Genomic DNA, 20,478 nt, shown 5'->3' on the forward strand with positions numbered 1-20,478 from the left:
CGCCCTGACCTGACCGCCTTCGCGTCTCATCCCAATCGACCCTGATCGGGTCTGCTGACCCCCTCGACGAGAACGCAGCGACATCACAGCCACCCAACCCCGACCGGCCGGGAAGCCGGGGCACGTCACATGGCCTGTGCTGCTGGCGTGTCGAGTGGGTCGTCCAGGGGCGACGCAGGAGCGTCGACGCGACGTGCTGAGAGGTGGTTCCAACCGGGCGCTAGGACACCGGCTACAGGCATGGCGATAGGTCAGGAACGGCGTCGCTCCCTGCGCAGGAGGGAGCGCAGAGTCTCGGCGTTCGCGTAGCCGACCCGTAGCGCGATCTCGGCGGAGGTGAGGTCCGTGGTTGCTGAGAGGTGCCGAGCTCGTTCGATGCGAAGCCGTTGGACGAAGCCGAGCGGAGTGAGGTTGAGCGCCGCACGGACTCGTCGTTCGAGGGTGCGCCGGCTGGTGCCGAGCGACTGCGCGACGAAGGCGACGTTGAACGGTTCGTCCAGGCGGGCGCGCACGAAGCGTTCGAACTCGACAACGATCGGGTCCTCGTGCCGGAGATGTTCGTAGGCGACGAAGGCCGCCTGCGACGGACGCTCGTCGATGATGAGGAGCTTGGCGACATGTTGGGCCAGGTCGGGGCTGATCGATCGCACGAGTGAGAGCGCGAGGTCGATGTGGGCGAACGCGGCGCCGGCGGTGACGAGGTTCCCGTCCACGACGACCATGGTGTCGAGATCGAGGGCGACGGTCGGATAGCGCTTCAGGAACTCCGGCCCCAGGAACCAGCTGGTCGTCGCCCGCCGATGATGCATCCGTCCGGTCTCGGCGACGGCGAACACGCCGGTGCACGCCGCGGCGATCCGGGTGGTCGCGTCGTCGAGGCGCCCGAGCGAGGCGATGACCGAACGAGCATCTCGGCTCTGGAGGGCGTCGTTGGTAGCGGCGGCCGTGAGGGTTCCAAGCGCAGGGACGACGACCACGTCGAACTCTCCGGACTCCGACAGCGGGTGGTCAACCGACAGGGTCATCGATGCCGTCGTGGTCACTCGCCGTTTCGGTCCGAGGATGGCGAGTTCGATCGGGTCGATCCGCGGGTCGATATCGCCGCGGGCTCCGTCGGCCACCCGCACGATGTCGATGACCGACGCGACAGCCGAACCGAAGCAGCCGTCGATCGCGATCAGTCCGATACGCATGGCGCGAACAATAGCAATACTGTCGTATACGCCACTCCTCATCGGCCCTCGCTCGTCATACGCTGAACTCGCCCCACGAAGAACCCCGACTTCAAGGAGAACCCCTCATGTCCACACCCGCATCACTTCCGTATGCCTTCGTCGCCAAGATCGTCGCGGCCGATGGACAGCACGACGCGGTCGCCGATCTGCTCGCCGGCGCTGTCGCACTCGCCAACGAAGAAGTGGGAACGATTGTCTGGTTCGCGGCTAGAACCCACGCCGACACCTTTTGGATCTTCGATGCATTCCCCGACGAGGCCGCTCGCGACGCCCACGCCAACGGCGCCATCGTCGCAGCCCTGATGGCCAACCAGCACCTCCTCGGCGCAGCACCCGAGATCCTGGCGGCCGACGTCCTCGCGTCCAAGCTCCCGTAGTCCGCCAACGCACGAGACGATCGCGCCCCGCCGAGCCGTCGGACCCGACCGCCTCGACACCCGCACCACGTTGACGATCCCCGACGGGCCGATCACGAGGGGGGCCAGGCAACACCAGGCGCAAGCCTGGAGCGGCACTGGTTCACCGGTGGTCATCGAGAGAGCCAGCGCGGTTCCATGGCAGCGCAACTGTGTCAACTTGCCCTCCGTCCTGCTAGGCGCCGTGGGCGGGTCTTGGTTGCGATCCGTTGCCGTGACGGGAGACGCGTTGCGCGTCGCAGCGATGACGGGTCGTTGGCGTTCCGGGGCGTTGCGTTCGTGCGCGTCGCCCGTGCGGCATGGAACATCTCGCTGCGCACACAACGATCGCTGCGCCGACGCACCGTTGACACCTCGCACGTCCAGGTCGCGACACAACGCCACGCCGCGTTGCCGAGCGGAGCGAGGCCTATCGGCACACGGACAGGATGCCGGCCGCGAGCGCTCAGCCGGCGAGGGGTCCGTCGCAGAGGAGAGCGACGTCGGTGTCGGGCAGAGCCGTGAGGCCAGCGCATCGCGCGACCACCAGAACCGAACCGCCCCTGCCCTGCGTTTCCGCAGGTCAGGGGCTCTTCGCCAGAGCCGCCTGTCGGAATTGAACCGACGACCTAATCACGTCGGCTTTGCGTCTATCGCTTGATGCGCCCACTGGGCGAACGAGCCGCTGACCTGCGCAAACGCCGAGAGTGGGGGCGCCGCCATCCGGTGGTGACCGACGACGACCGACCAGTACCGACCGTTTCACCGGAGCTTGCGGCGGCGTCGAAGCCGAGCGAGCTCCATTCTTTTAGCTCACCTCGCCCTCCTCCTAGCCGGTCCCGTCGTCGTCGAAGACGTTTCAGGGGTCTTCCCAGATGACGGTGTAGGTCGGCCGGGCGCGTCGGTCCGCAGATAGACGTCGAGGTCTCCCGACGACGGAGGTTCCTACGCCATCCATCCGAAAGACCTCGACGTGTCCGACGCTACCCCGCCGGCCGGCTTCGGCCGCCCTGACCTGACCGCCTTCGCTCGACTCGACGGCCTCGGTCTGAGCGTGACCGGGCAACGACTTGAACCGGATCGTGCGGTCCTCGCGTGCCGCGTGGTGGAACCAGATCAGTGGTGCCGACGGTGCGGCAGCGAAGGCGCTGCTCGTGACACCGTGATCCGGCGGTTGGCCCACGAGCCGCTGGGCTGGCGACCGACCGTGCTGGAAGTTGTAGTGCGCCGCTACCGCTGTGCCGACTGCGGACACGTGTGGCGCCAAGACACCAGAGCCGCGGCGGAGCCACGCGCGAAGCTCTCGCGCACCGGGCTGCGGTGGGCGCTGGAAGGGATCGTGGTCCCACACCTCACCGTCGCCCGTGTCGCCGAGGGACTCGGGGTCGCGTGGGACACCGCCAACAACGCGGTCCTGGCCGAAGGCAAGCGGCTGCTGATCAACGACCCCACGCGGTTCGAGGGCGTGAAGGTCATTGGCGTCGATGAGCACGTCTGGCGCCACACCAGGCGTGGCGACAAGTACGTCACCGTGATCATCGACCTCACCCCGGTCCGCGATGGCGCCGGCCCAGCAAGGCTGCTGGACATGGTCGAGGGCCGGTCGAAGGCGGCGTTCAAGACCTGGCTCGCCGACCGCGACGACGCCTTCCGTGACGCGGTCGAGGTGGTCGCGATGGACGGCTTCACCGGGTTCAAGACCGCCGCTGCAGAGGAGATCCCGGACGCGGTCACGGTGATGGATCCCTTCCACGTCGTGCGCTTGGCCGGTGACGCCCTCGACAGGTGCCGGCGCCGGGTCCAACTCGCGATCCACGGGCACCGTGGGTTCAGGGACGACCCGCTCTACAAGTCGCGGCGCACGCAGCACACCGGCGCGGACCTGCTCACCGACAAGCAGAGCGACAGGCTACGCGCGCTGTTCGTTGATGACGCTCACGTCGAGGTCGAGGCGACCTGGGGTGTCTACCAGCGCATGATCGCCGCCTATCGCCACGAGGACCGGCAACGTGGCCGCGAGCTCATGGAGAAGGTGATCACCGACCTCAGCGCCGGCGTCCCCAAGGTGCTCACCGAGCTCACCACCCTGGGCCGGACCCTGAAGAAGCGAGCCGCTGACGTGCTCGCCTACTTCGAACGACCCGGCACCAGCAACGGGCCGACCGAGGCGCTCAACGGACGGCTCGAACACCTGCGCGGCTCCGCACTCGGGTTCCGCAACCTGACCAACTACATCGCCCGAAGCCTGCTCGAGACCGGCGGCTTCAGACCCCAACTTCTACACCCCCGATTGGGATGAGCCACCAACGGGGCTGATGGCGAAGCTCGCGAAACAGGGGCGGCAAAGAATCTCCCGGAGTTCCCATCTCCACACGGATTTCGACGTAGTGTCACTCTCAATGAACCATCAGTTCTGATCCTCACGAGAGGGGCATCCATTGGCCGACAATGACCGCTACGGCAAGAAGATCGATCGTTGGCTGTTCGGCCATTGCCCCACATGTGGAAGCTCCAGCAACCTGGCCCCCGGGCCCCTGAGCGACGATGAGTCCACGGAGTACCGGAAGTGCGATGAGGGGCACGTTGTCGAGAGTGATCCGATCTTCTGGGCGCCACCTGGTCAGGCCACGGAACATGGGATCCACTGATCTGCGGCTTACGCTGACCTCAACGATTCCCACCCCACCTTTTCCATCGTATTCGGAAACGTCGCCGATAAACGGGGGATGTATTCATTTCCACGCAGCTCCCGGGACATAGAGCACCCCGCCTCGCCGAGCTCCAGCGCATACACAGCACCGGTTCACCGCCCCGAGGAGGGACCGCCCCGTGATCCGACGCCACTTCCTCCATGGTGCCGTGGCCTGCGCGACCATGAGCCTGATCGCCTCGGCCTGCAGCTCCACCGACGTGCCGAGCATCGCCGACGACCCCGGCATGCTCCTGACCGAGGGCGGCTTCACGGCTCCCGACCTCGACATGCAGATCGTCGAAAGCCCGCTCCAGGACGCCGACAGGTGGGACCCCATCATCACGTTCAGCGGCCCCGCCCCGACGGTCGAGGACTGGGTGGAGGAGAACTTCCCCGGCGGCATCGAATCCCGCGCCGAGGGCGATGACCTGCAGGGCGTGGTGGCGCGACTGGGCGAGGGCGTGCAGAAGAAGGACGATCGCGTGGCGACCGGCGCGCACGAGCCCATCGCCTACGTGGTCGTGGTGGGCCAGGAGGAGGAGCCGACGGTCCACGTGGCGATGCGGGGCCCGGTGCGCTGAGAGCGCCTGCCGATCCGCCGACCAGCGGCGGAAGGCGGCAGTCAGGCCCCCTTGCGCACCGTGATCGTCCATCCCGCCTCGCCCACGCGATCGAAGGCGACCACCTCGTGGCCGTCGTCCGCGGCCCACTGGGGCAGGGAGTCGGTGGCCTGGGTGCAGTCGAAGCCGATGATCAGGTCATCGCCCGTGGTCAGCTGCTCCATCGCATTCTTCGCGTCGATCAGCGGGAAGGGGCAGACGGCGCCGTTGGTCTGGAGGGTGTAGGCAGGCATGAGAGGTCCTCTCTGTCGGGGTGAGGTTCTAGCGGGGTGAGGTCAGGCGGCGGGGCTGAGCACGGGTGCGGGGCGGTTCTTCGCGGCGGCCTTCTGCGGGCGCACCAGGAAGAACCAGGCGGCAGCCCAGGTGCCGAGCATGATCGCGGCGAAGGAGACCCAGCCCTGGTAGCTGAACAGGCTGGTCTCCACGAGCGAGTTGCCGATGGTGCAGCCGCCGGCGAGCGCGGCGCCCACACCCATCGCGACACCGCCGCCGGCGCTGTTGAGGATGGTTCGTGCATCCGGCACCCGCCAGCGGAACTCGCCAGCGAGCTTCGCGGCGATGAAGGAGCCGACGAGGATTCCGAGCACGAGCATCACGGACCAGTCCACGAGGGTGACGTCCCCGGTGGTGAGGAAGGTGATGATCTTGGCCGACGGGGTCGTGATGCCGAGGCCGCCGTTGCGGCCGGCGGCGGTGGAGAGCACCCAGGCCGCGATCGCGATGAGGCCCAGCAGCACACCGCCCACCCACGGGTTCCAGGGGATATCGGCGAGGTAGTGGCCGAGACCGCTGCGACGGGCGGGCAGGCGCACGCTCTGCTTGCCTGCACTGCGAGCGGCACTCCTGCGCACCTGGCGCACCACGAGCACGGCGACCAGGGCGGAGAACGCGATGGTGGGCACCCAGACGCTGACCCCGAGGGTCTCCTGGATGGTCGCGTCACCCATGGTGCGAGCGCGGGCGGCCTCGGTGAAACCGCCGAGCGGGCCGAACTTCATCACCGCCGCGAACAGCATGTAGAAGATCAGCGCCACCCAGGATCCAATGAGGCCCTCGCCGGCGCGGTAGTAGGTGCCGGTCGCGCAGCCGCCGGCCATGATGATGCCGACGCCGAACAGCAGGCCACCGCCGATCACCGCGAGCGGGGCGAAGGATGCGGGTTCGGGGGCGATCACGCCGGCGCCGGTGAGCGCGGCGACGCCGACGGCCTGGATCGCGATGGCGAGGAGGAAAGGGGTGAAGTAGCGCGCGGAGCGGGTCAGGTAGAGGTCGCGGAACGCGCCGGTGACGCAGAAGCGCGAACGCTGCAGGACGTAGCCGAGCACGGCGCCGAGGAACAGTCCGGTGAGGATCATGCCGGCCACGCTAACTTATGGACCCCATAAGTAGAACCCCTGATGAACGCAGAATGCGCGACGCACTCAGCTCATGGTCCGCTTCCCGCGCTGGGCGGCCTTGTCCTTGAGACCCTGCACCACGCGGCCCAGGCCCGAGGTGCTCTCGTCCTCGGCGGGGGTCTCCACGAAGTCGACGATCGAGCGCATGGTCGCGACGTCGATGCTGGGCATCCCGCCTTCGAGGAGGGTGCCGATGCGCTCTCCGACCAGGACCTCCAGGGCGTCGGCAGCCTCATCGCCGCGCTTCTCGCGGACGGTCTCGAGACGTTGCCTCAGGAGTCGCTCCGCGACGGCGGAGGCGGGAATGGGCTCGGGGTGGCCGGCGACGGTGATCTTTTCCATGGGGGTCCCCTCAGATCGAAGACCCGCTCGCCGGATTCACGGGCGTGCGGGTGCCGGGCTGCTGCGACCGGCTCAACAGCACAGTACCGGGAAGCCCTCTCCTGCCACCGATGCTTCCACCGCTTGCACCGCCGCCTCGACGAGCAGCTCCGCCGACCCCTGGGCGAACGGCCCCGGCATGCCGTAGTAGCGGTGGGCGTCCTCCACCTCGTAGCCGCCGAACGGGTACTCCCCCGCGCTCGGGAAGTAGCCGGGGCAGCCGTCGGCGTATCCCAGCACCAGGCAGGGCCCCGCGAACTCCGCACCGCAGGCAGCGACTCTCGCCGTGATCTGCTCGGCGACCTCGAGGAACGGCTCCCCGGGCAGCGTCACCACGGTGACCTCGCCGAGCCTGAATGCGCTGACCCGGCCGGACCATTCCGTGTCCTCCGGAACGGCGGCGGCCCAGTCCAGCCAGAGTTTCAGCAGGGCGGCTCGGCCCGGTTCCGCCTCGGTCAGCTCCTGTGTCCAGGCGGCGCGATCTGCGGTGAGCTGTGCGTCGGTGGGCCGGTCGAGCTGGAGGGTCACCGGCACCGAGGCGAAGCGCACCTCGCCTGCGTCGATGGGCTCTGGTGCCGCTGCCAGCACCGAGTCCGCGATCCGGGTGCCGACCCGTTCGGCCTCGGCGAAGGTCCGCGTGGAGGAACCGGTCAGGGAGTAGGACGCCTCCGCGCGGTGTCCGGTGTTGAGGTCTCCTGCGCAGCCGGTCGTGAACACGGCCAGCGATCCCGCGTGCTCAGCCTCGATCCGCTCGCGCAGCGGATGGATGTAGTCACCGGACAGCAGGCGGTTGGTGCCATCGAGCACCACCGGATGGCAGGGATAAGTGAGCAGGCTGGCCACGACATGGCTGTGCTCCCGGGCCCCTCCGTCGGCCGCGTCACCGGTCACCCCCTCCGCCTGCGAGGCGAGGAACTGCAGCATCTGCACCGGCGGATCCATGGCCTGGCCCGCGTGCCGACGGTTCGAGGCGACGCCCACGCCCCGCGCGCAGCGGTGCTCCACTCGGCAGGGGTGCCGGGCTGAGCGCGCCGTCTGGCCGGCGATGATCGCCGCAGAGATGATCTGCTGCTCGATCTCCGGCGTGCAGCGGGCGAGCCGGGTCGGGGTGGAGCAGGGGCCGGCGTGGGTGTGGGTCGCGGTGACGATCACCTGCTCCGGCGCTCCGGGGAGCACCCCGGCGGCGATCCGCCGGCAGGTGCGCTCCTCGAGCGCGCACACGTCCACCGTGACCAGCACCAGCTCATCCAGGGCGAGCGCGCGGGCGCCGAGCACGTCATGCTCGCCGGTGCTCGGTGCAGTGCGAGCGGCGAAACCCGACATCGGCACCGGAGAGGTGATCGCCAGCGGCTGGACAGATGCTCCCACCTGGATCATGCGCTGGATCATGCGCTCGTTCGTGCTCCCGATCGTGCGGGCGTGAGCTCCGTGCCGTGCTGCCAGACGCCCCGGATGGTCCCGTCGGCCTCGAGCGTCACCAGATCCGCCGGAGCGCCGACGTGCAGCGTGGCCTCGCGGCCGAGCACCGCGCCCGGGGTGCGGGTGACCAGCACGAGCGCCTCCCGCAGGGACAGGCTGGTCGCGCGCAGCACGAAGCGCAGGCCCGCGGCGACGTCGGAGGCCGCGCCGGCCAGCAGTTCGGTGCCCACGTGCGACAGGCGACCGTCGGCGCTCAGCTCGACCGTGCCGCCCACGGCGGTCTCGTAGCGGCCGGGCCGTCTGCCGGCGAGCTCGGTCGCGTCGGAGACCAGGAAGGCGCGGCCGACGCCCTTGGCGCGCAGCATGACCTCAAGGGTCTCGGCGGGGAGGTGGTGCCCGTCGGCGATCAGCCCGCAGGTGAGGCGGTCCTCGGCGAGCTGGGTCCACAGGGGGTTGGGGTGGCGGGCCAGCTGCGGGAAGATCCCGTTGCCCAGGTGCGTGGAGAGTGTCGCGCCGGCATCGACCGCGGCGGTGAGCTGGGGGCCGCTGGCATGCGTGTGGCCGAGGGCGACCTGGATCCCGAGACTCACGATCCGGGCGATCTGCGCGGGAGCGTCGTCCGTGTGCGGGGAGAGGGTCACGATGCCGACAGGCCCGGCCTGCTGCCAGCGCGCGACTTCCTCGGCGTCGATCGGGCGGATCTGGGCGGCGTCGTGGACCCCGCGCGGGCCGTCCTGCGCCGAGAGGAACGGGCCTTCGACGTGCGCGAAGGGGATCGCGTGGGCGAGCTGGGGCGAGGTGGCGCGGGCCTCGGCGACAGCGCGCAGGGAGCGGCAGATCGCCTCCTCCGAGCCGGTGATGACGGTGGGCACCCACGTGGTGACCCCGCGCCGGGCGAGCGCCGCGGTGATCTCCACGATCCTCTCGGCGGTGACCCCGGGCCCGTTCACATCGATCCCGGCAAAGCCGTTGACCTGCAGGTCGATCAGCCCTGGGGCGAGATAGGGCAGCTCTTCCCCTGCTTCCCCCGCCTCACCGGGCTGCGCGGGCCGGCGGTCGATGCGGGTGATCACGGTGTCCATCGTGACCTCGAGCAGCTGACCGGTGGCCGGGTCGAGTCCGCGCACGAGGGTGCTCACAGCGACGTCACCCTTCCCTTGAACTGGGCGATGAACTGGCCGTTCGCCTCATCGCCGCCGGGCGCATTGCCCGAGCGCCAGATCGGCGGATCGATGCCGCGCTCGGCGAGCGCAGCGACCGTGCTCATCATCATCCAGTTCATGGCGAAGGCGCTCGCGAAGGTGGAGACGGCGCCGGTGCGCTCGGCGACCCCGCCGATCTCGATCACCGCATCCCCGACGGGGATCTTGGTGTCGATGTGCAGATCCACTACGTCGTGGAGGTTCTGCTTCGAGGGGTGGCGGGCGGGATGCTCCGGGGCGGTGGAGTCGGCGTGCTCGCGGCTGGAGACGCCGATGAGGGTGCAGCCGCGCTCCTTCGCGGTGAGCGCGGCGTCGATCAGCGCGGCGTTGATCCCGTAGGCGTTGACCAGGATCAGCAGGTCGCCCTCGCCCAGCTGGTGGTCCTCGATGACGATCCGGCCGTAGCCGGGGGTGCGCTCGATCGCCATGGACCGCAGCGCTCCGCTGGAGAGCAGGGTGCCCTCGTCGAGGATCGCGGAGACGTGCATGAGGCCGCCGGCGCGGAAGAAAACCTCCTGCGAGGCGAGGTTCGAGTGCCCGCCCGGACCGTAGACGTGCACCAGGCGGTCGCCGGCGATCTGCTCCGCGAGCAGCGCGGCGGCCTCGGTGATCGCTGCCTGCTCCTCGGCGCGGATACGGCCCATGAGCGCGGTGATCGTCTCGAAGTACTCCGCGGCGAGCGCGGCAGGATCGGCGGGGCCAGCGGGGCCGGCGGGACTGGTGGGTTCCGGGGTCATCGGGGATCGGCCTCCGCGTCGACGAACAGGTGCACATCGGGATGGGTGCGCAGCGCGGTGCCGGGGTGCGCACCGGAGATCGGCTGGTTCACGGTGTCGTGGACGGCCTGGCGCTTGACCGCCGTGGGGACAGAGGCGACGATACGGCGCGCGTTCAGCAGCCGCGGGATGGTGACGGTGATGGCGTGGACCGGCACCGCCTCCAGGCCCGGGAAGTGCCCCTCGTCGACCTGCTGCTGGCGGGAGACCTGATCGAGCTCGACCACCCGGGCGCTCAGCGGGTCCGTGAAGTCCGCGGGCGGGTCGTTGAAGGCGAGGTGGCCGTTCACCCCGAGCCCGCACAGCGTGACGTCGAAGGGCTCCTCCCCCATCGCCTCGCGGTATGCGGCGGCGGCGTCCTCGGGCGCGGCGGTGACGTCGATGCGGTGGAAGTCCCGCGGGGTGACCAGGGTGAACAGCTCGTTCGCGAGCCAGTTGCCGAATCCCTGCGGGGCATTCGGGGTCAGGCCGATGTAGTCGTCCATGTGGAAGCAGTCGATCTTCGTGAAGTCGAGATCTTCCGTGGCGGCGAGCGCCTGCAGGGTGGCGGACTGGCTCGGGGCGGCGGCGAGCATCAGGCGGGCGCTGCCACGTTCGGCGATCGCCTCGCGCAGGATCGGGGCGGCGGCCGCGGCGGCGGCGGCGCCCAGCTCCTGGCGGGTGGGGTGGGCGTGGATCTCCAACGCGGTCTCAGCAATGCTCACGGTGTCTTCTCCTCAGTCGGTGCGGGGTCGTGCTCCAGGGCGTTCAGCAGCAGGAGCGAACGGGCGATGTGCATGGGGTCCTTGACGGGCAGGGCGACCACCTCGTCCAGCGGACTGCCGTCACGGCGGCGGTTCTGGAGCCACTCCTGGCCTGCCGGGTCCGGGAAGGTGCCCAGCGTGTACTCACGCACCCGCTGCGCCCAACGGGCGAGCTCCGGGGAGCCGGTGCGGCGGGCGAGCAGGGCGGTCGCGTACATCGCTTCGGCGTGGACCCACCAGAGCTTGGTGTCCCAGGTGCGCTGCACGAGCGCTTCGTAGGGGGTTTCGAGCAGGCGGCCGACGGGCGCGCCGCCGGCCTCCCGATCCACGTAGCGCAGCAGGCCGCCCTCGCTCGTGTCCCAGCCCGTCTCCAGGGCCCGCAGCGCGAGGGCGGTGAGCGTGGCATCCGGCACCGCCAGCTGCGGGTGCTGGTCGCCGACGCGGACCAGCATCCACAGCAGTTCGAGCAGGTGGCCGGGCGTGACGTGCCGGGCAAGCAGGGTGTCCCGGTCCCGTGGCTGGTCGGGGCGGAACTCCCACCAGATCTCGGTGCTGAGGAAAGATGTCTCTCCACCGAGCAGTGAGTTCCGGGCACGGGTGATCACTGCGAGCACCTCATCGCTCGGCGCCGCCCGGTACAGCTCCGCGGCGACGTGGAGCAGGGTCATCGGTCCGGCGAGGTCCGTGAACCCGGCGGGGACCGGATACGGGGCGCTCTTCGCGGTCCGGTCACGGATCGAGGTCTCGGCGCCGAGCAGGGTGCGTCGCGCCTGGTTGAGCCAGCGCTCGCTGTTCTGCCCCGCAGCCGGCCCGGCGGCTGACACCGCCGCTGACACCGCTGTTGGCACCGATGCTGGCACCGCTGTTGGCACCGCTGTTGGCACCGCTGTTGGCACCGATGCTGGCACCGCACCGGGCATCCCGCCGGGTGCCGTGCGCGCCGCGCCGGCGAGGCCCAGCACCGCGAACAGATCCGCGAAGACGCTGATGGCGAGCTCCCCGTCCTCGTCCGCCAGCTGCTCACCGCTCTCGCTGAGGCGGAAGCTGGTGCGGCCGTCCGGGAGGAAGCCATGGCCTACGAGGAAGTCTGCGGTCTGCAGGGAACGCCTACGCCACAGCGCGCTGTCGCCGCTCAGCCGGCCGGCCTCGATCTGCTCGGCCACCAGTGCGCAGGTCCAGGCCCAGCGGCCCTGCGACCAGGTGTATTTCTCGCGGCTGACCGGTTCCCCACGATTGGTGAAGCAGGTGCGGACGCCCCCGAGGCGGTCGTCGGCTCCCTCCCGGTCCCACCAGCCGAGCACCTCGCGTTCGAGGTGTGGGCGCAGTTCGAGAGGTGGGCGCAGCGCGCTCATCGCACCGCCTCCTGGCTCTCCGCGACCGTCAGGCCGTTCAGGACCTCCACCACGAGGCACCCCGCGATGATCGCCCCCTCCATCACAGCCATCGTTCGTCCTCACCTGTCGGAAGCGCTGAAGAACCACACTGCCATGCAACCGATTGCAAGTGAGGGCGTCCAAGCATTGTTACCGAAACGTGACCGTAGGGTCATCCCCGGGTCGAGCGCCGAGGCCTCGCGGCGGACTCCTCACCGAGGTTCGGCGTGGGCGATGTTCGCAGCCAGCTCCTCACGGGTCTGGCCGAGGTGTGCGTTCCAGGCCGGCTGCCCTGGCGCGGTGCGCCAGGCCTGATCCAAGGGGCTGTTGTCCACGGTGTCGAACCCGAGCTCGTCATACAGCTCTGTCACCCGATCGACCGCCTCGGGGTGGTCGCTCGAGACGGACAGTGCATGCCGGCCGGGAGTTCCGGCTGGTCGGGCGAGGTGGAACAGCCGTGGCGCCTGGATGTGGGTGAAGGCCTTGGCGACCTTCGAGGTGGGCGGCTGCTCCTGGCGCAGCTCGTGCTCGGTCTTCTCCCCGGAGTCCACGGCGGGGTAGGCCCCGTCGCGCCAGGGCACGTAGTTGTTGGTGTCCAGCACGATCTTCCCCGCGAGCTGGGCGGTGGGCATGTTGTTCACCAGCATCAGGGGCACGGCGATGATGACGAGCTCCCCCGCTTCGGCGGCTCCGGCCGCCGTCGCGGCACGCGCCGAGGGGCCGAGCTCGTCGATCAGGGAGGCGAGGGTCTCCGGTCCGCGGGAGTTGGCGATGACGACCTGGTGGCCGTGCGCGATCACGGCCCGGGCCAGCTGGCTGCCCACCTCGCCCGCGCCGATGATGCCGAAGATGGTCATGACGTTCCTCCGTGGTCGCTCAGCAGGTGCGCGCGAGTGTCCCCCCGCGTCCGTGCGGCGCGCATGCCGTTGGCGATGACGACGACCTCGGCCACCTCGTGGATCAGCACCACGGCGGCCAGCCCCAGCACCCCGAACAGGGCGAGCGGAAAGAGCACGACGATGATCACGAGAGCGAGGGCGATGTTCCCGGTCATGATCCGTCGGCCGCGGCGGGCATGCGCGAGCGCGACAGGCAGCTGACGCAGCTCGGTGCCGGTGAAGACGACGTCGGCCGATTCCACGGCGGCGGCCGCGCCGGTGACGCCGATGGCGATCCCCACCGTTGCCGAGGCGAGGGCCGGCGCGTCATTGATGCCGTCGCCGACCATCGCCGTCGGCGCCTCCGCGGACAGCCGACGGATATGGGCGGCCTTGTCGGCAGGCAGCTGCTCGGCGTGGACCTCGTCGATCCCCGCCTCCCGGGCGATGGCACGAGCGGTGAGGGTGTTGTCACCGGTGAGCATCACGGTGCGGATACCTTGCACATGCAGGGCAGCGACCATCTCGGCGGCGTCGGGCCTCAGCTCGTCACGCACCCCGAGCACCCCGATCACGAGGCCGTCGTCCTCGACCATGATCAGGCTCATCCCGTGCGAGGCCATCTCCTCGGCGCGAACGGCGAGGTCACCGGGGACGATCCAGCGCGGACTGCCCACTCGGATCTCCCGACCGGCGACCTGACCGGTGATGCCGTGTCCCGGGGCCTCCTGGACCTCCGTCGCCTCCGCGGCGGCCGCTCCCGTGGCGTCGGCCGCTGCGAGAACGGCAGCGGCCAGCGGGTGGGAGCTGGCGGTCTCCAGTGCTGCGGCGAGCACGAGGACCTCCTCCTCGCAGCGGCCTCCCACGGTCGCCACCGCAACGACCCGCGGCTCGTTGCGGGTGAGCGTCCCGGTCTTGTCCAACGCGACGGTGCGGATGGTGCCGAGCTGCTCGACGGCGACCCCGGACTTGATCACGACGCCGAGCTTGCTCGCCGAGCCGATGGAGGAGATCACGGTGACCGGCACCGCGATCGCCATGGCGCAGGGCGAGGCGGCGACCAGCACCACCAGCGCCCGCTCGACCCAGAGGCCGGGGTCGCCTGTGAGCACGCCGAACAGCGCGATCAGCGCGGAGACCACGAGCACGACCGGCACCAGGGGCCGGGCGATCCGGTCGGCCAGGCGCGCCCGCTCTCCCTTGGCGGCGTGGGCCTGATCGACCAGGCGCACGATCTGGGTGAGCGAGTTGTCGCGGCCGTCGGAGGTGGCGCGCAAGGTCAGGGAGCCGGAGCCGTTCAGGGAGCCGGCGTGCACTGCGTCTCCGGGGCCCATCTCGACCGGGATCGACTCGCCGGTGATCGCGGAGGTGTCGAGCCAGGAGCGGCCGGAAATGATCACACCGTCCGTCGCGACCCGGTCGCCGGCGCCGAGCAGGAGCAGGTCATCGGCGCGCAGCTCGGCGGCGGGGATGAGCTCGGGACCGGCGGGTCGGGACACGCGAGCGGTCTCGGGGATGAGGGCGAGCAGGGAGCGCAGGCCCTGCTTCGCGCGGTCCATCGAGCGGTCCTCGAGAGCTTCAGCCAGGGAGAACAGGAAGGCGAGCGCGGCGGCTTCCCCGACATGGCCCAGCAGCACCGCGCCGAGGGCCGCGATCGTCATCAGCAGGCCGACGCCGAGCCGGCTGCGGCCGCGGCCCTGGACCAGTCGGCGCAGGGTGCCGGGCACGAAGGTCCAAGCGCCGGCGGCGAGCGCCAGGACGTGCACGATGAGCGCGGGGAGGTCCAGCCCTGCCCAGCCCAGCAGCAGGCCGGCGACCCACAGCACCCCGGCGGCGAGCGGACGAGCCAGGGAGCGGTCCCGCCACCAGGGCGTGGGCCGCTCGACCTCGAGCACGTCAGAGGGGGCGGCCGGGGCTGCGGGCCCGCAGCAGGCGTCCTCGACGACCGGCGCGGGCGACGCCTTCGTCACGACCGGGCCGCAGCAGTCGTCGCTCATCGGGAGACCACGCCAGCCTCGGCGGCCCTGAGGTGCTCGGCGGTCTCAAGGGAATCGGAAGCCGCAGCAGTCGCATCGCAGCACGGGGGGACGGTGCAGTTCTCGTCGAGGCAGGGCGCACCGTCGTCGACGGCGAGCACGGTCTCGACGAGGGCCCCCAGCGTCGCGGTGAGGTGGGCGTCGGCGATCTCGTACCGGGTGCGTCGGCCCTCGGGGGTGGCGACCACGATCCCGCAGTCGCGCAGGCAGGCCAGGTGGTTGGAGACGTTGGTGCGGGTCAGATCCAGCTCCGCGGCGAGGGCGGCCGGATAACCGGGCTCCTCGAGCAGGGACAGCAGGATCCGGGAGCGGGTGGGGTCGGCCATCGCGCGGCCCAGCCGGTTCATCACGTCGAGACGGGAGGCTCTGGTCAGCATGCAGTGACTATACAGCGCACGCTGACCTCTCCGTGGCCGCTTCGACGTGGTCCCGCCCGGTCGCGAAGCGAGCATCGCCTCATCGCCTCAGGGCCCCAGCAGCCCCTCCAGATCGGAGGCGTCCACCAGTGGGTCGTCCAGATCCACGGTGAGCTTCGAACGGGCCATCAGCCGCGCCGAGCCGGTGGTGGTTGAGTTCCAGGCGGGGAAGTCCCCCACGTCGGTCTGCCCGAGCACGGTGCCGATGAAACGGTTGCCGCGCGGGGAGATCGTCTCCAGCGTGTCCCCCGGCCCGAGCACTCCGTCACCGGCCAGCAGCGCGAGTCGCGCGGAGGTGCCGGTCCCGGTCGGGCTGCGACAGATCACGCCCGGGTGCACGTAGGTCGCCGAACGGGACTCGACGCTGCCATCCTCGAGGGTGCGCACCCGACCCATGAAGTGGACGAAGGGCAGCGGGCCCACATCCCCCAGCGACGGATGCTCCTGGCGGAGCCCCGGCCGGGCGGCGCGCACGAACGCGTCCCCGAAGGCGGCGAGTGCGATCTGCTCGTCGGCCGTGAGCTCGAAGCCGTGCGCGGCGGCGGAGATCATCGCGTAGTAGGCGCCGCTCCACACCAGATCGAATCCCACCGGCCCGTACTCGGGGACCTCGATCGTGAGCCCCCGCTCGGCGACGAAGGCGGGCTCACCCTGGGTGGTGATCTGTTCGACCCGCCCGTCGGCGGTGCGAGCGGTGATCCGGGCGAGGCCCGATGGGGACTCCAGGGTGATCTGCTGCTCCCCGCCGTGACCCCCGCCCTGCGCCCCGCCCGTCATCTCGATCATCCCGCTCTCGAGCAGGGCGGTCGCGACGCAGATCGTGTTGGAGCCGGAGTACAGGGGGTAGCCCATCGCTTCCATGATGATGTACCCCGCCTGGGCCTTTGGATGACGCGGCGCCACGATCAGGTCCACCGACATCGCGGGGTCTCCGTAGGGCTCCGAGAGCAGCAGCCGGCGCAGCCCGTCCCCTTCCCGCTGCAGGTAGCGGGCCTGCTCGAGGACGCTATCGCCGGGCAGCTCCTTGATCCCGGCGGTGACCACGCGGCTCACGTCCCCGCCGGACTGGGTGTCGATCAGGGTGATGCTGCGTTCACGGCGCATGGGGCGCTCCGACCGTGTCCCAGTGGCGGTCCGGGACCACCACCAGCTTGCCGATGTAGGTCTTGGCCTGGAAGGCGCGCTGGGCCTCGTGCAGCGCGGAGAGGCGGAAGGTGCGGTCCAGCAGCGGCCGGATCTGCCCGGTCTCGATATAGCCGAGGAGCCGACGGAACGCGGCGCGGGTGCCCTGCGAGGAGCCGTGCAGCTCGAGGTGCTTGAGGTACATCGTGCGCAGGTCCAGCTGCACCACCGGCCCGCCGATCGCGCCGGCGGTCGTATACCGGCCCTCGGGGCGCAGGAGCCGCAGCAGGTCGTTGAACAGGGGCCCGGCGACCAGATCGGCGACCACGTCGATCGGCCCGTCGGCCACCCGGGCAACCTCCGCGACCAGGTCCGCGTCTTCCCGCAGCACCACCTCCTCGGCGCCGATCTCGCGCAGCGCCTGCTCCTTGCCGGCGCTGGTGACCGCGTAGGGGATCGCGCCACGCACCCGAGCCAGCTGCAGCAGCGCGGAGCCGACGCCGCCGGACGCACCGGTGATCAGGATCCGCTCCCCCTCGACCAGGCGAGCCCGGTCCAGCATCTGCTCGGCGGTGAGATAGGCGCAGCAGAAGGTCGCCAGCTCCGCGTCGGTGAGGTCGGCGGTGATCTCGTGGGCGTTCTCCGCCGGCACCGCGACGTACTCGGCGTAGCCACCGTCGCGACCGTGGCCGATGTAGTCGATGTCGGCCAGGGAGTCATCGCCCTCGGGGCGGTGGTAGAGGCTGAAGTCGACCATCACCCGCTGGCCGATCCGGCGGGCGGGGATCCCGCCGCCGACGGCCGCGATGCGGCCCACGATGTCCGCGCCCTGGATGCGGGGGAACGTGAGGGTGGGGCGGCCCCGCCGCCAGCTGGAGATCTGCGACGGGTCGGTGTCGCTGCCGTAGACACCCTCGCGCACCCAGATATCGGTGTTGTTCATGCCGCAGGCGTGGACGTCGATCAGCACCTCTCCCGGTGCGGGGCTGGGGGTGCGGGCCTCGCGGGTGTGGACCAGCTGGTCCAGACCGCCGTGGCCCATCAGCCGCATCGCCTGCATGCGGGTCGGGATCGCCGCCATCGGGGCCCCTCCTGTCGATCGGGGCGCATGAGCCCGCGCTCGCGCCACTCGGGGCCAGCGTGGCAGTGCAGAACGATTCAGGTCCAGGGGGCCGCCCTCCACCAGGACTACCCGGAGGTACCCCCTCTGAGCTGTCGCCTGGGACGCGACCAGGCGACAGCTGGGAGGGGATACCGGAGAGTAGCCCCGCGGCAGAGTAGCCCCGCGGCTGAGCAGCCCGCGGCTGAGCAGCCCGCGGCGCGTGACAGGGCGGGGCAGAACGGAGGCGACACGCGCATGACGACTGCGTCGCTCACCTTCCCTGGCCCCGACCGCACGCCCGCCTCTACGATCAAGGGGTACTCACCGCTTCCAGCGTCGGCAGCGAATCCCACCCGATCCCCGCGCCGGAGCTGTTTTGACCTCGCATCCCATCCCTTCGCCAGCGCCCCGCTCCCCGGCGCCGGGCTCCCCGACGTCGGGCCCGTCCACCCCCACGCCCTCCGCGCCGCTGTCCCCCGGCCGGCTGCGCCTGGTGATCCTGGCGATGTCGCTGGGCGCCTTCGCGATCGGCACCACCGAGTTCGCGAGCATGGGACTGCTGCCGCAGATCGCCCGCGACCTCGAGGTGTCCATCCCCCAGGCCGGAATGCTCATCACCCTGTACGCGCTCGGAGTGGTGGTGGGTGCGCCGCTGGTGACGATCGCGGCGGTGCGGATCCCGCGCGCCCGACTGCTGGTGCTGCTGATCGGCTTGATCGGGCTCGGGAACCTGGTCTCGGCCATGGCCCCGGACTTCACGACGCTGGCCGTCGCCCGCTTCGTCGCCGGGCTCCCCCACGGCGCCTACTTCGGGGTCGCCTCGCTGGTCGCCTCCCGCCTCTCCCCTCCGGGACGCCGCGCCCGATCGGTGTCCCTGGTGATGCTGGGGCTGACGATCGCGACCATGATCGGGGTGCCGGCCTCGACCGCGCTCGGCCAGATCGTGGGCTGGCGCTCGGCGTACGTGATCGTGGTGGTGATCGCCGCGGCGACCACACTGGCCATCTGGCGCCTGGTGCCCGAACCTGAAGGTACCGGTTCGACCAGCTCGATCCGCGGGGAGCTCGGTGCGCTCCGCCGCGCCCAGGTGTGGTTCGCACTCGGCATCGGCTCGATCGGCTTCGGCGGCATGTTCGCCGTCTACAGCTATATCGGCGAGATCGTCCCCGGCGTGATGGGCCTCGGCGAGCGCGCCGTGCCGCTGGCGCTGTTCGTCTTCGGTCTCGGCATGACGCTCGGCAACCTGCTCGCCGGCCGCCTTGCGGACCGCAGCATCTACGGCACCATCTTCTTCGGCCTGACCGGCATGGCGTTCAGCCTCGCGGTGTTCGGGCTGGTCGCCCAGAACGCGATCGCCGGGATGGTGGTGCTGCTCGCGATCGCGATCACCTCCCAGATGATGGGCCCCTCCCTGCAGCTGTTCCTGCTGGACGCCTCCCCGGACGCCCCGTCGCTGGCCGCTGCCCTGCACCACTCGGCGCTGAACATCGGCAACTCCCTCGGAGCTGCGCTCGGTGCGGCCGTGCTCGCCGCCGGCTGGGGCCTGCTCGCCCCGGCGTGGACCGGCGTGGTGCTGGCTGTGCTGGGCCTGGGGATCGCGGGCTGGTCGTACGCAGTGCACCAACGGCAGCTGGTACGTCGAGCCGAGGCGGCGGCGTCCATCGACAGCGAGATGCCGGCGCCCCTCTGACCCTCTGGGATCGGCGGCAGCGAGAGAGAGATCAGGCGGGCCGTCGCTCCCTCACCCGGGCGCCCCCTCCCTCATCAAGGCGATGGCGCCGCGCATCAGCGCGGGGGTCCGGAATGCCCGCACCGGTCTCCCTCTGGGAGGGTCGTCCGCATACCAGTACTCGTCCCGTGCGACGGACTCCTCCTCATCCCCGTGCGTGACCACACCGCATCCGACCAGTCGGCAGAGGGCCTCCGCGGTCTGTGCGAGCTGTCGTATGGCGCTGTCCTCGACGTGCCCACTGGCGCGGTCTATCGGCACATCACGCACATAGGGGTGCCGGAGCAGTCCCACCAGGAAGTCCACCGACTCGAAGCAGTGGATGAGGGCGCCATCACGGGGGTGATCGGGCAGCACCAGGCCGTCGGGCCCGCTGGCCACCAGAAGCGCATCCCAGATATCCCTCTCGGCCCCGTCCGTGGTCACGAAGTACCGGTCCATGGGGCAGGCATCCTCGAGCACTGCGGCGAGCAACCGGCGAGCGGCATGGATCCCCTCCTCCGTGAGGGTCGTGCCCTCACTGCTGAACAGGGGGCTGCTCGTCGGCCGCACCTCTCCGTCCTCGCGGGTGAGCCAGCCCTGACGAATGAGCAGGTTCCAAGCCTCCTGGACCCGTGAGTCCGCACCGTATGGGCGCCAGGACCAGCCGTCGGCGGGGTCGCGGCACAGCTCTTCGATCCGCCGGCGATCCACCGCGAACAGGGCCCCCTGCTTCGTGAGCCGACACCCGTCTCCGACGAAGTCGAGCAGGTGACGGACCACCCGGAGGAACGGCAGCTGTGCAGCCGCCGCCGCCATCTCGCGGCGGCCCACTTCGTCCGTGGGCTCCTCCGTCGGGGCTGGTGCGTCACCGAGGAACCAGGGCATGGGTCGGGCCGGCGGGGCGGAGGAGTCGCCGGCGGGGTCGCCGCCGAAGCGGACGGAGGCCGTGGGCAGTGCATCATCGATCGTCATGCCCCGAG

General features: G+C 70.5%; 19 protein-coding genes. 4 read left to right on the forward strand and 15 right to left on the reverse strand.

Going from position 1 to position 20,478, the window contains the following annotated elements; translation table 11 throughout:
• Positions 1–251 precede the first annotated feature (251 nt).
• The gene (locus ACT3T9_RS09095; RefSeq protein WP_007079305.1) at positions 252–1,193 is read right to left on the reverse strand and encodes a GlxA family transcriptional regulator; all 942 of its coding nucleotides are present in this window, start codon (positions 1,191–1,193) and stop codon (positions 252–254) included.
• Between the two features lie 107 nt (positions 1,194–1,300).
• Here ACT3T9_RS09095 and ACT3T9_RS09100 point away from each other — a divergent pair, with 107 nt between their 5' ends.
• The 3 genes from ACT3T9_RS09100 (at position 1,301) to ACT3T9_RS09110 (ending at position 4,903) form a co-directional block, all read left to right on the forward strand.
• Positions 1,301–1,612: a putative quinol monooxygenase gene (locus ACT3T9_RS09100; RefSeq protein ID WP_076807938.1), complete on the forward strand. Its 312-nt coding sequence runs from the start codon at positions 1,301–1,303 to the stop codon at positions 1,610–1,612.
• 991 nt (positions 1,613–2,603) lie between these two features.
• Positions 2,604–3,929, forward strand: coding sequence for an ISL3-like element ISPfr2 family transposase (locus ACT3T9_RS09105; protein ID WP_444606392.1), 1,326 nt, complete (start codon positions 2,604–2,606; stop codon positions 3,927–3,929).
• A 530-nt stretch (positions 3,930–4,459) separates the two neighbouring features.
• Entirely contained in the window at positions 4,460–4,903 is a 444-nt protein-coding gene (locus ACT3T9_RS09110; RefSeq protein ID WP_444606393.1) for a hypothetical protein, read from the forward strand.
• A 41-nt stretch (positions 4,904–4,944) separates the two neighbouring features.
• Here the strand turns inward: ACT3T9_RS09110 and ACT3T9_RS09115 are convergent, their stop codons facing one another.
• From ACT3T9_RS09115 to ACT3T9_RS09175, 13 genes are all read right to left on the reverse strand, one after another.
• Positions 4,945–5,175, reverse strand: a complete 231-nt coding sequence (locus ACT3T9_RS09115) for a sulfurtransferase TusA family protein (protein ID WP_345083094.1) — start codon at positions 5,173–5,175, stop codon at positions 4,945–4,947.
• Between the two features lie 42 nt (positions 5,176–5,217).
• Positions 5,218–6,297 carry a YeeE/YedE family protein gene (locus tag ACT3T9_RS09120; protein WP_444606394.1) on the reverse strand — a complete coding sequence of 360 codons (1,080 nt, stop codon included), beginning with the start codon at positions 6,295–6,297 and terminating at the stop codon, positions 5,218–5,220.
• A 66-nt stretch (positions 6,298–6,363) separates the two neighbouring features.
• A complete protein-coding gene (locus tag ACT3T9_RS09125) occupies positions 6,364–6,681 on the reverse strand; it encodes a hypothetical protein (protein WP_441446146.1) in 318 nt (105 codons plus the stop codon).
• A 72-nt stretch (positions 6,682–6,753) separates the two neighbouring features.
• Positions 6,754–8,109: a hypothetical protein gene (locus ACT3T9_RS09130; RefSeq protein ID WP_444606395.1), complete on the reverse strand. Its 1,356-nt coding sequence runs from the start codon at positions 8,107–8,109 to the stop codon at positions 6,754–6,756.
• Positions 8,106–9,278, reverse strand: a complete 1,173-nt coding sequence (locus ACT3T9_RS09135; RefSeq protein WP_444606396.1) for an N-acetylglucosamine-6-phosphate deacetylase — start codon at positions 9,276–9,278, stop codon at positions 8,106–8,108. The genes ACT3T9_RS09130 and ACT3T9_RS09135 overlap by 4 nt, the downstream gene beginning before the upstream one ends.
• Positions 9,275–10,078 carry a sugar isomerase domain-containing protein gene (locus ACT3T9_RS09140; protein ID WP_444606397.1) on the reverse strand — a complete coding sequence of 268 codons (804 nt, stop codon included), beginning with the start codon at positions 10,076–10,078 and terminating at the stop codon, positions 9,275–9,277. The genes ACT3T9_RS09135 and ACT3T9_RS09140 overlap by 4 nt, the downstream gene beginning before the upstream one ends.
• Entirely contained in the window at positions 10,075–10,821 is a 747-nt protein-coding gene (locus tag ACT3T9_RS09145) for a 6-phosphogluconolactonase (RefSeq protein WP_444606398.1), read from the reverse strand. Before ACT3T9_RS09145 ends, ACT3T9_RS09140 begins: the two co-directional genes overlap by 4 nt.
• The gene (locus tag ACT3T9_RS09150; RefSeq protein ID WP_444606399.1) at positions 10,818–12,212 is read right to left on the reverse strand and encodes an AGE family epimerase/isomerase; all 1,395 of its coding nucleotides are present in this window, start codon (positions 12,210–12,212) and stop codon (positions 10,818–10,820) included. The genes ACT3T9_RS09145 and ACT3T9_RS09150 overlap by 4 nt, the downstream gene beginning before the upstream one ends.
• Before the next feature lie 233 nt (positions 12,213–12,445).
• Positions 12,446–13,090: an NADPH-dependent F420 reductase gene (locus ACT3T9_RS09155; RefSeq protein ID WP_444606400.1), complete on the reverse strand. Its 645-nt coding sequence runs from the start codon at positions 13,088–13,090 to the stop codon at positions 12,446–12,448.
• Positions 13,087–15,108 (reverse strand): heavy metal translocating P-type ATPase, encoded by a 2,022-nt coding sequence (locus tag ACT3T9_RS09160; protein ID WP_444606401.1) that lies wholly within the window; start codon positions 15,106–15,108, stop codon positions 13,087–13,089. The genes ACT3T9_RS09155 and ACT3T9_RS09160 overlap by 4 nt, the downstream gene beginning before the upstream one ends.
• Positions 15,105–15,524, reverse strand: coding sequence for a Cd(II)/Pb(II)-sensing metalloregulatory transcriptional regulator CmtR (cmtR, locus tag ACT3T9_RS09165; RefSeq protein ID WP_345083122.1), 420 nt, complete (start codon positions 15,522–15,524; stop codon positions 15,105–15,107). Before cmtR ends, ACT3T9_RS09160 begins: the two co-directional genes overlap by 4 nt.
• 87 nt (positions 15,525–15,611) lie before the next feature.
• Positions 15,612–16,667, reverse strand: a complete 1,056-nt coding sequence (locus ACT3T9_RS09170) for a proline racemase family protein (RefSeq protein WP_444606402.1) — start codon at positions 16,665–16,667, stop codon at positions 15,612–15,614.
• Entirely contained in the window at positions 16,657–17,766 is a 1,110-nt protein-coding gene (locus ACT3T9_RS09175; protein WP_441446236.1) for an alcohol dehydrogenase family protein, read from the reverse strand. The genes ACT3T9_RS09170 and ACT3T9_RS09175 overlap by 11 nt, the downstream gene beginning before the upstream one ends.
• A gap of 397 nt (positions 17,767–18,163) precedes the next feature.
• On the opposite strand from ACT3T9_RS09175, the gene ACT3T9_RS09180 reads away from it, so the two are divergent.
• A complete protein-coding gene (locus tag ACT3T9_RS09180; protein WP_441446235.1) occupies positions 18,164–19,477 on the forward strand; it encodes an MFS transporter in 1,314 nt (437 codons plus the stop codon).
• A 51-nt stretch (positions 19,478–19,528) separates the two neighbouring features.
• On the opposite strand, the gene ACT3T9_RS09185 is transcribed toward ACT3T9_RS09180, so the two are convergent.
• Positions 19,529–20,470, reverse strand: a complete 942-nt coding sequence (locus tag ACT3T9_RS09185) for a hypothetical protein (protein ID WP_441446234.1) — start codon at positions 20,468–20,470, stop codon at positions 19,529–19,531.
• Positions 20,471–20,478: the final 8 nt, after the last annotated feature.

The sequence above is a fragment of the Brachybacterium sp. AOP29-B2-41 genome (genome assembly GCF_052378395.1).
Lineage (GTDB): Bacteria > Actinomycetota > Actinomycetes > Actinomycetales > Dermabacteraceae > Brachybacterium.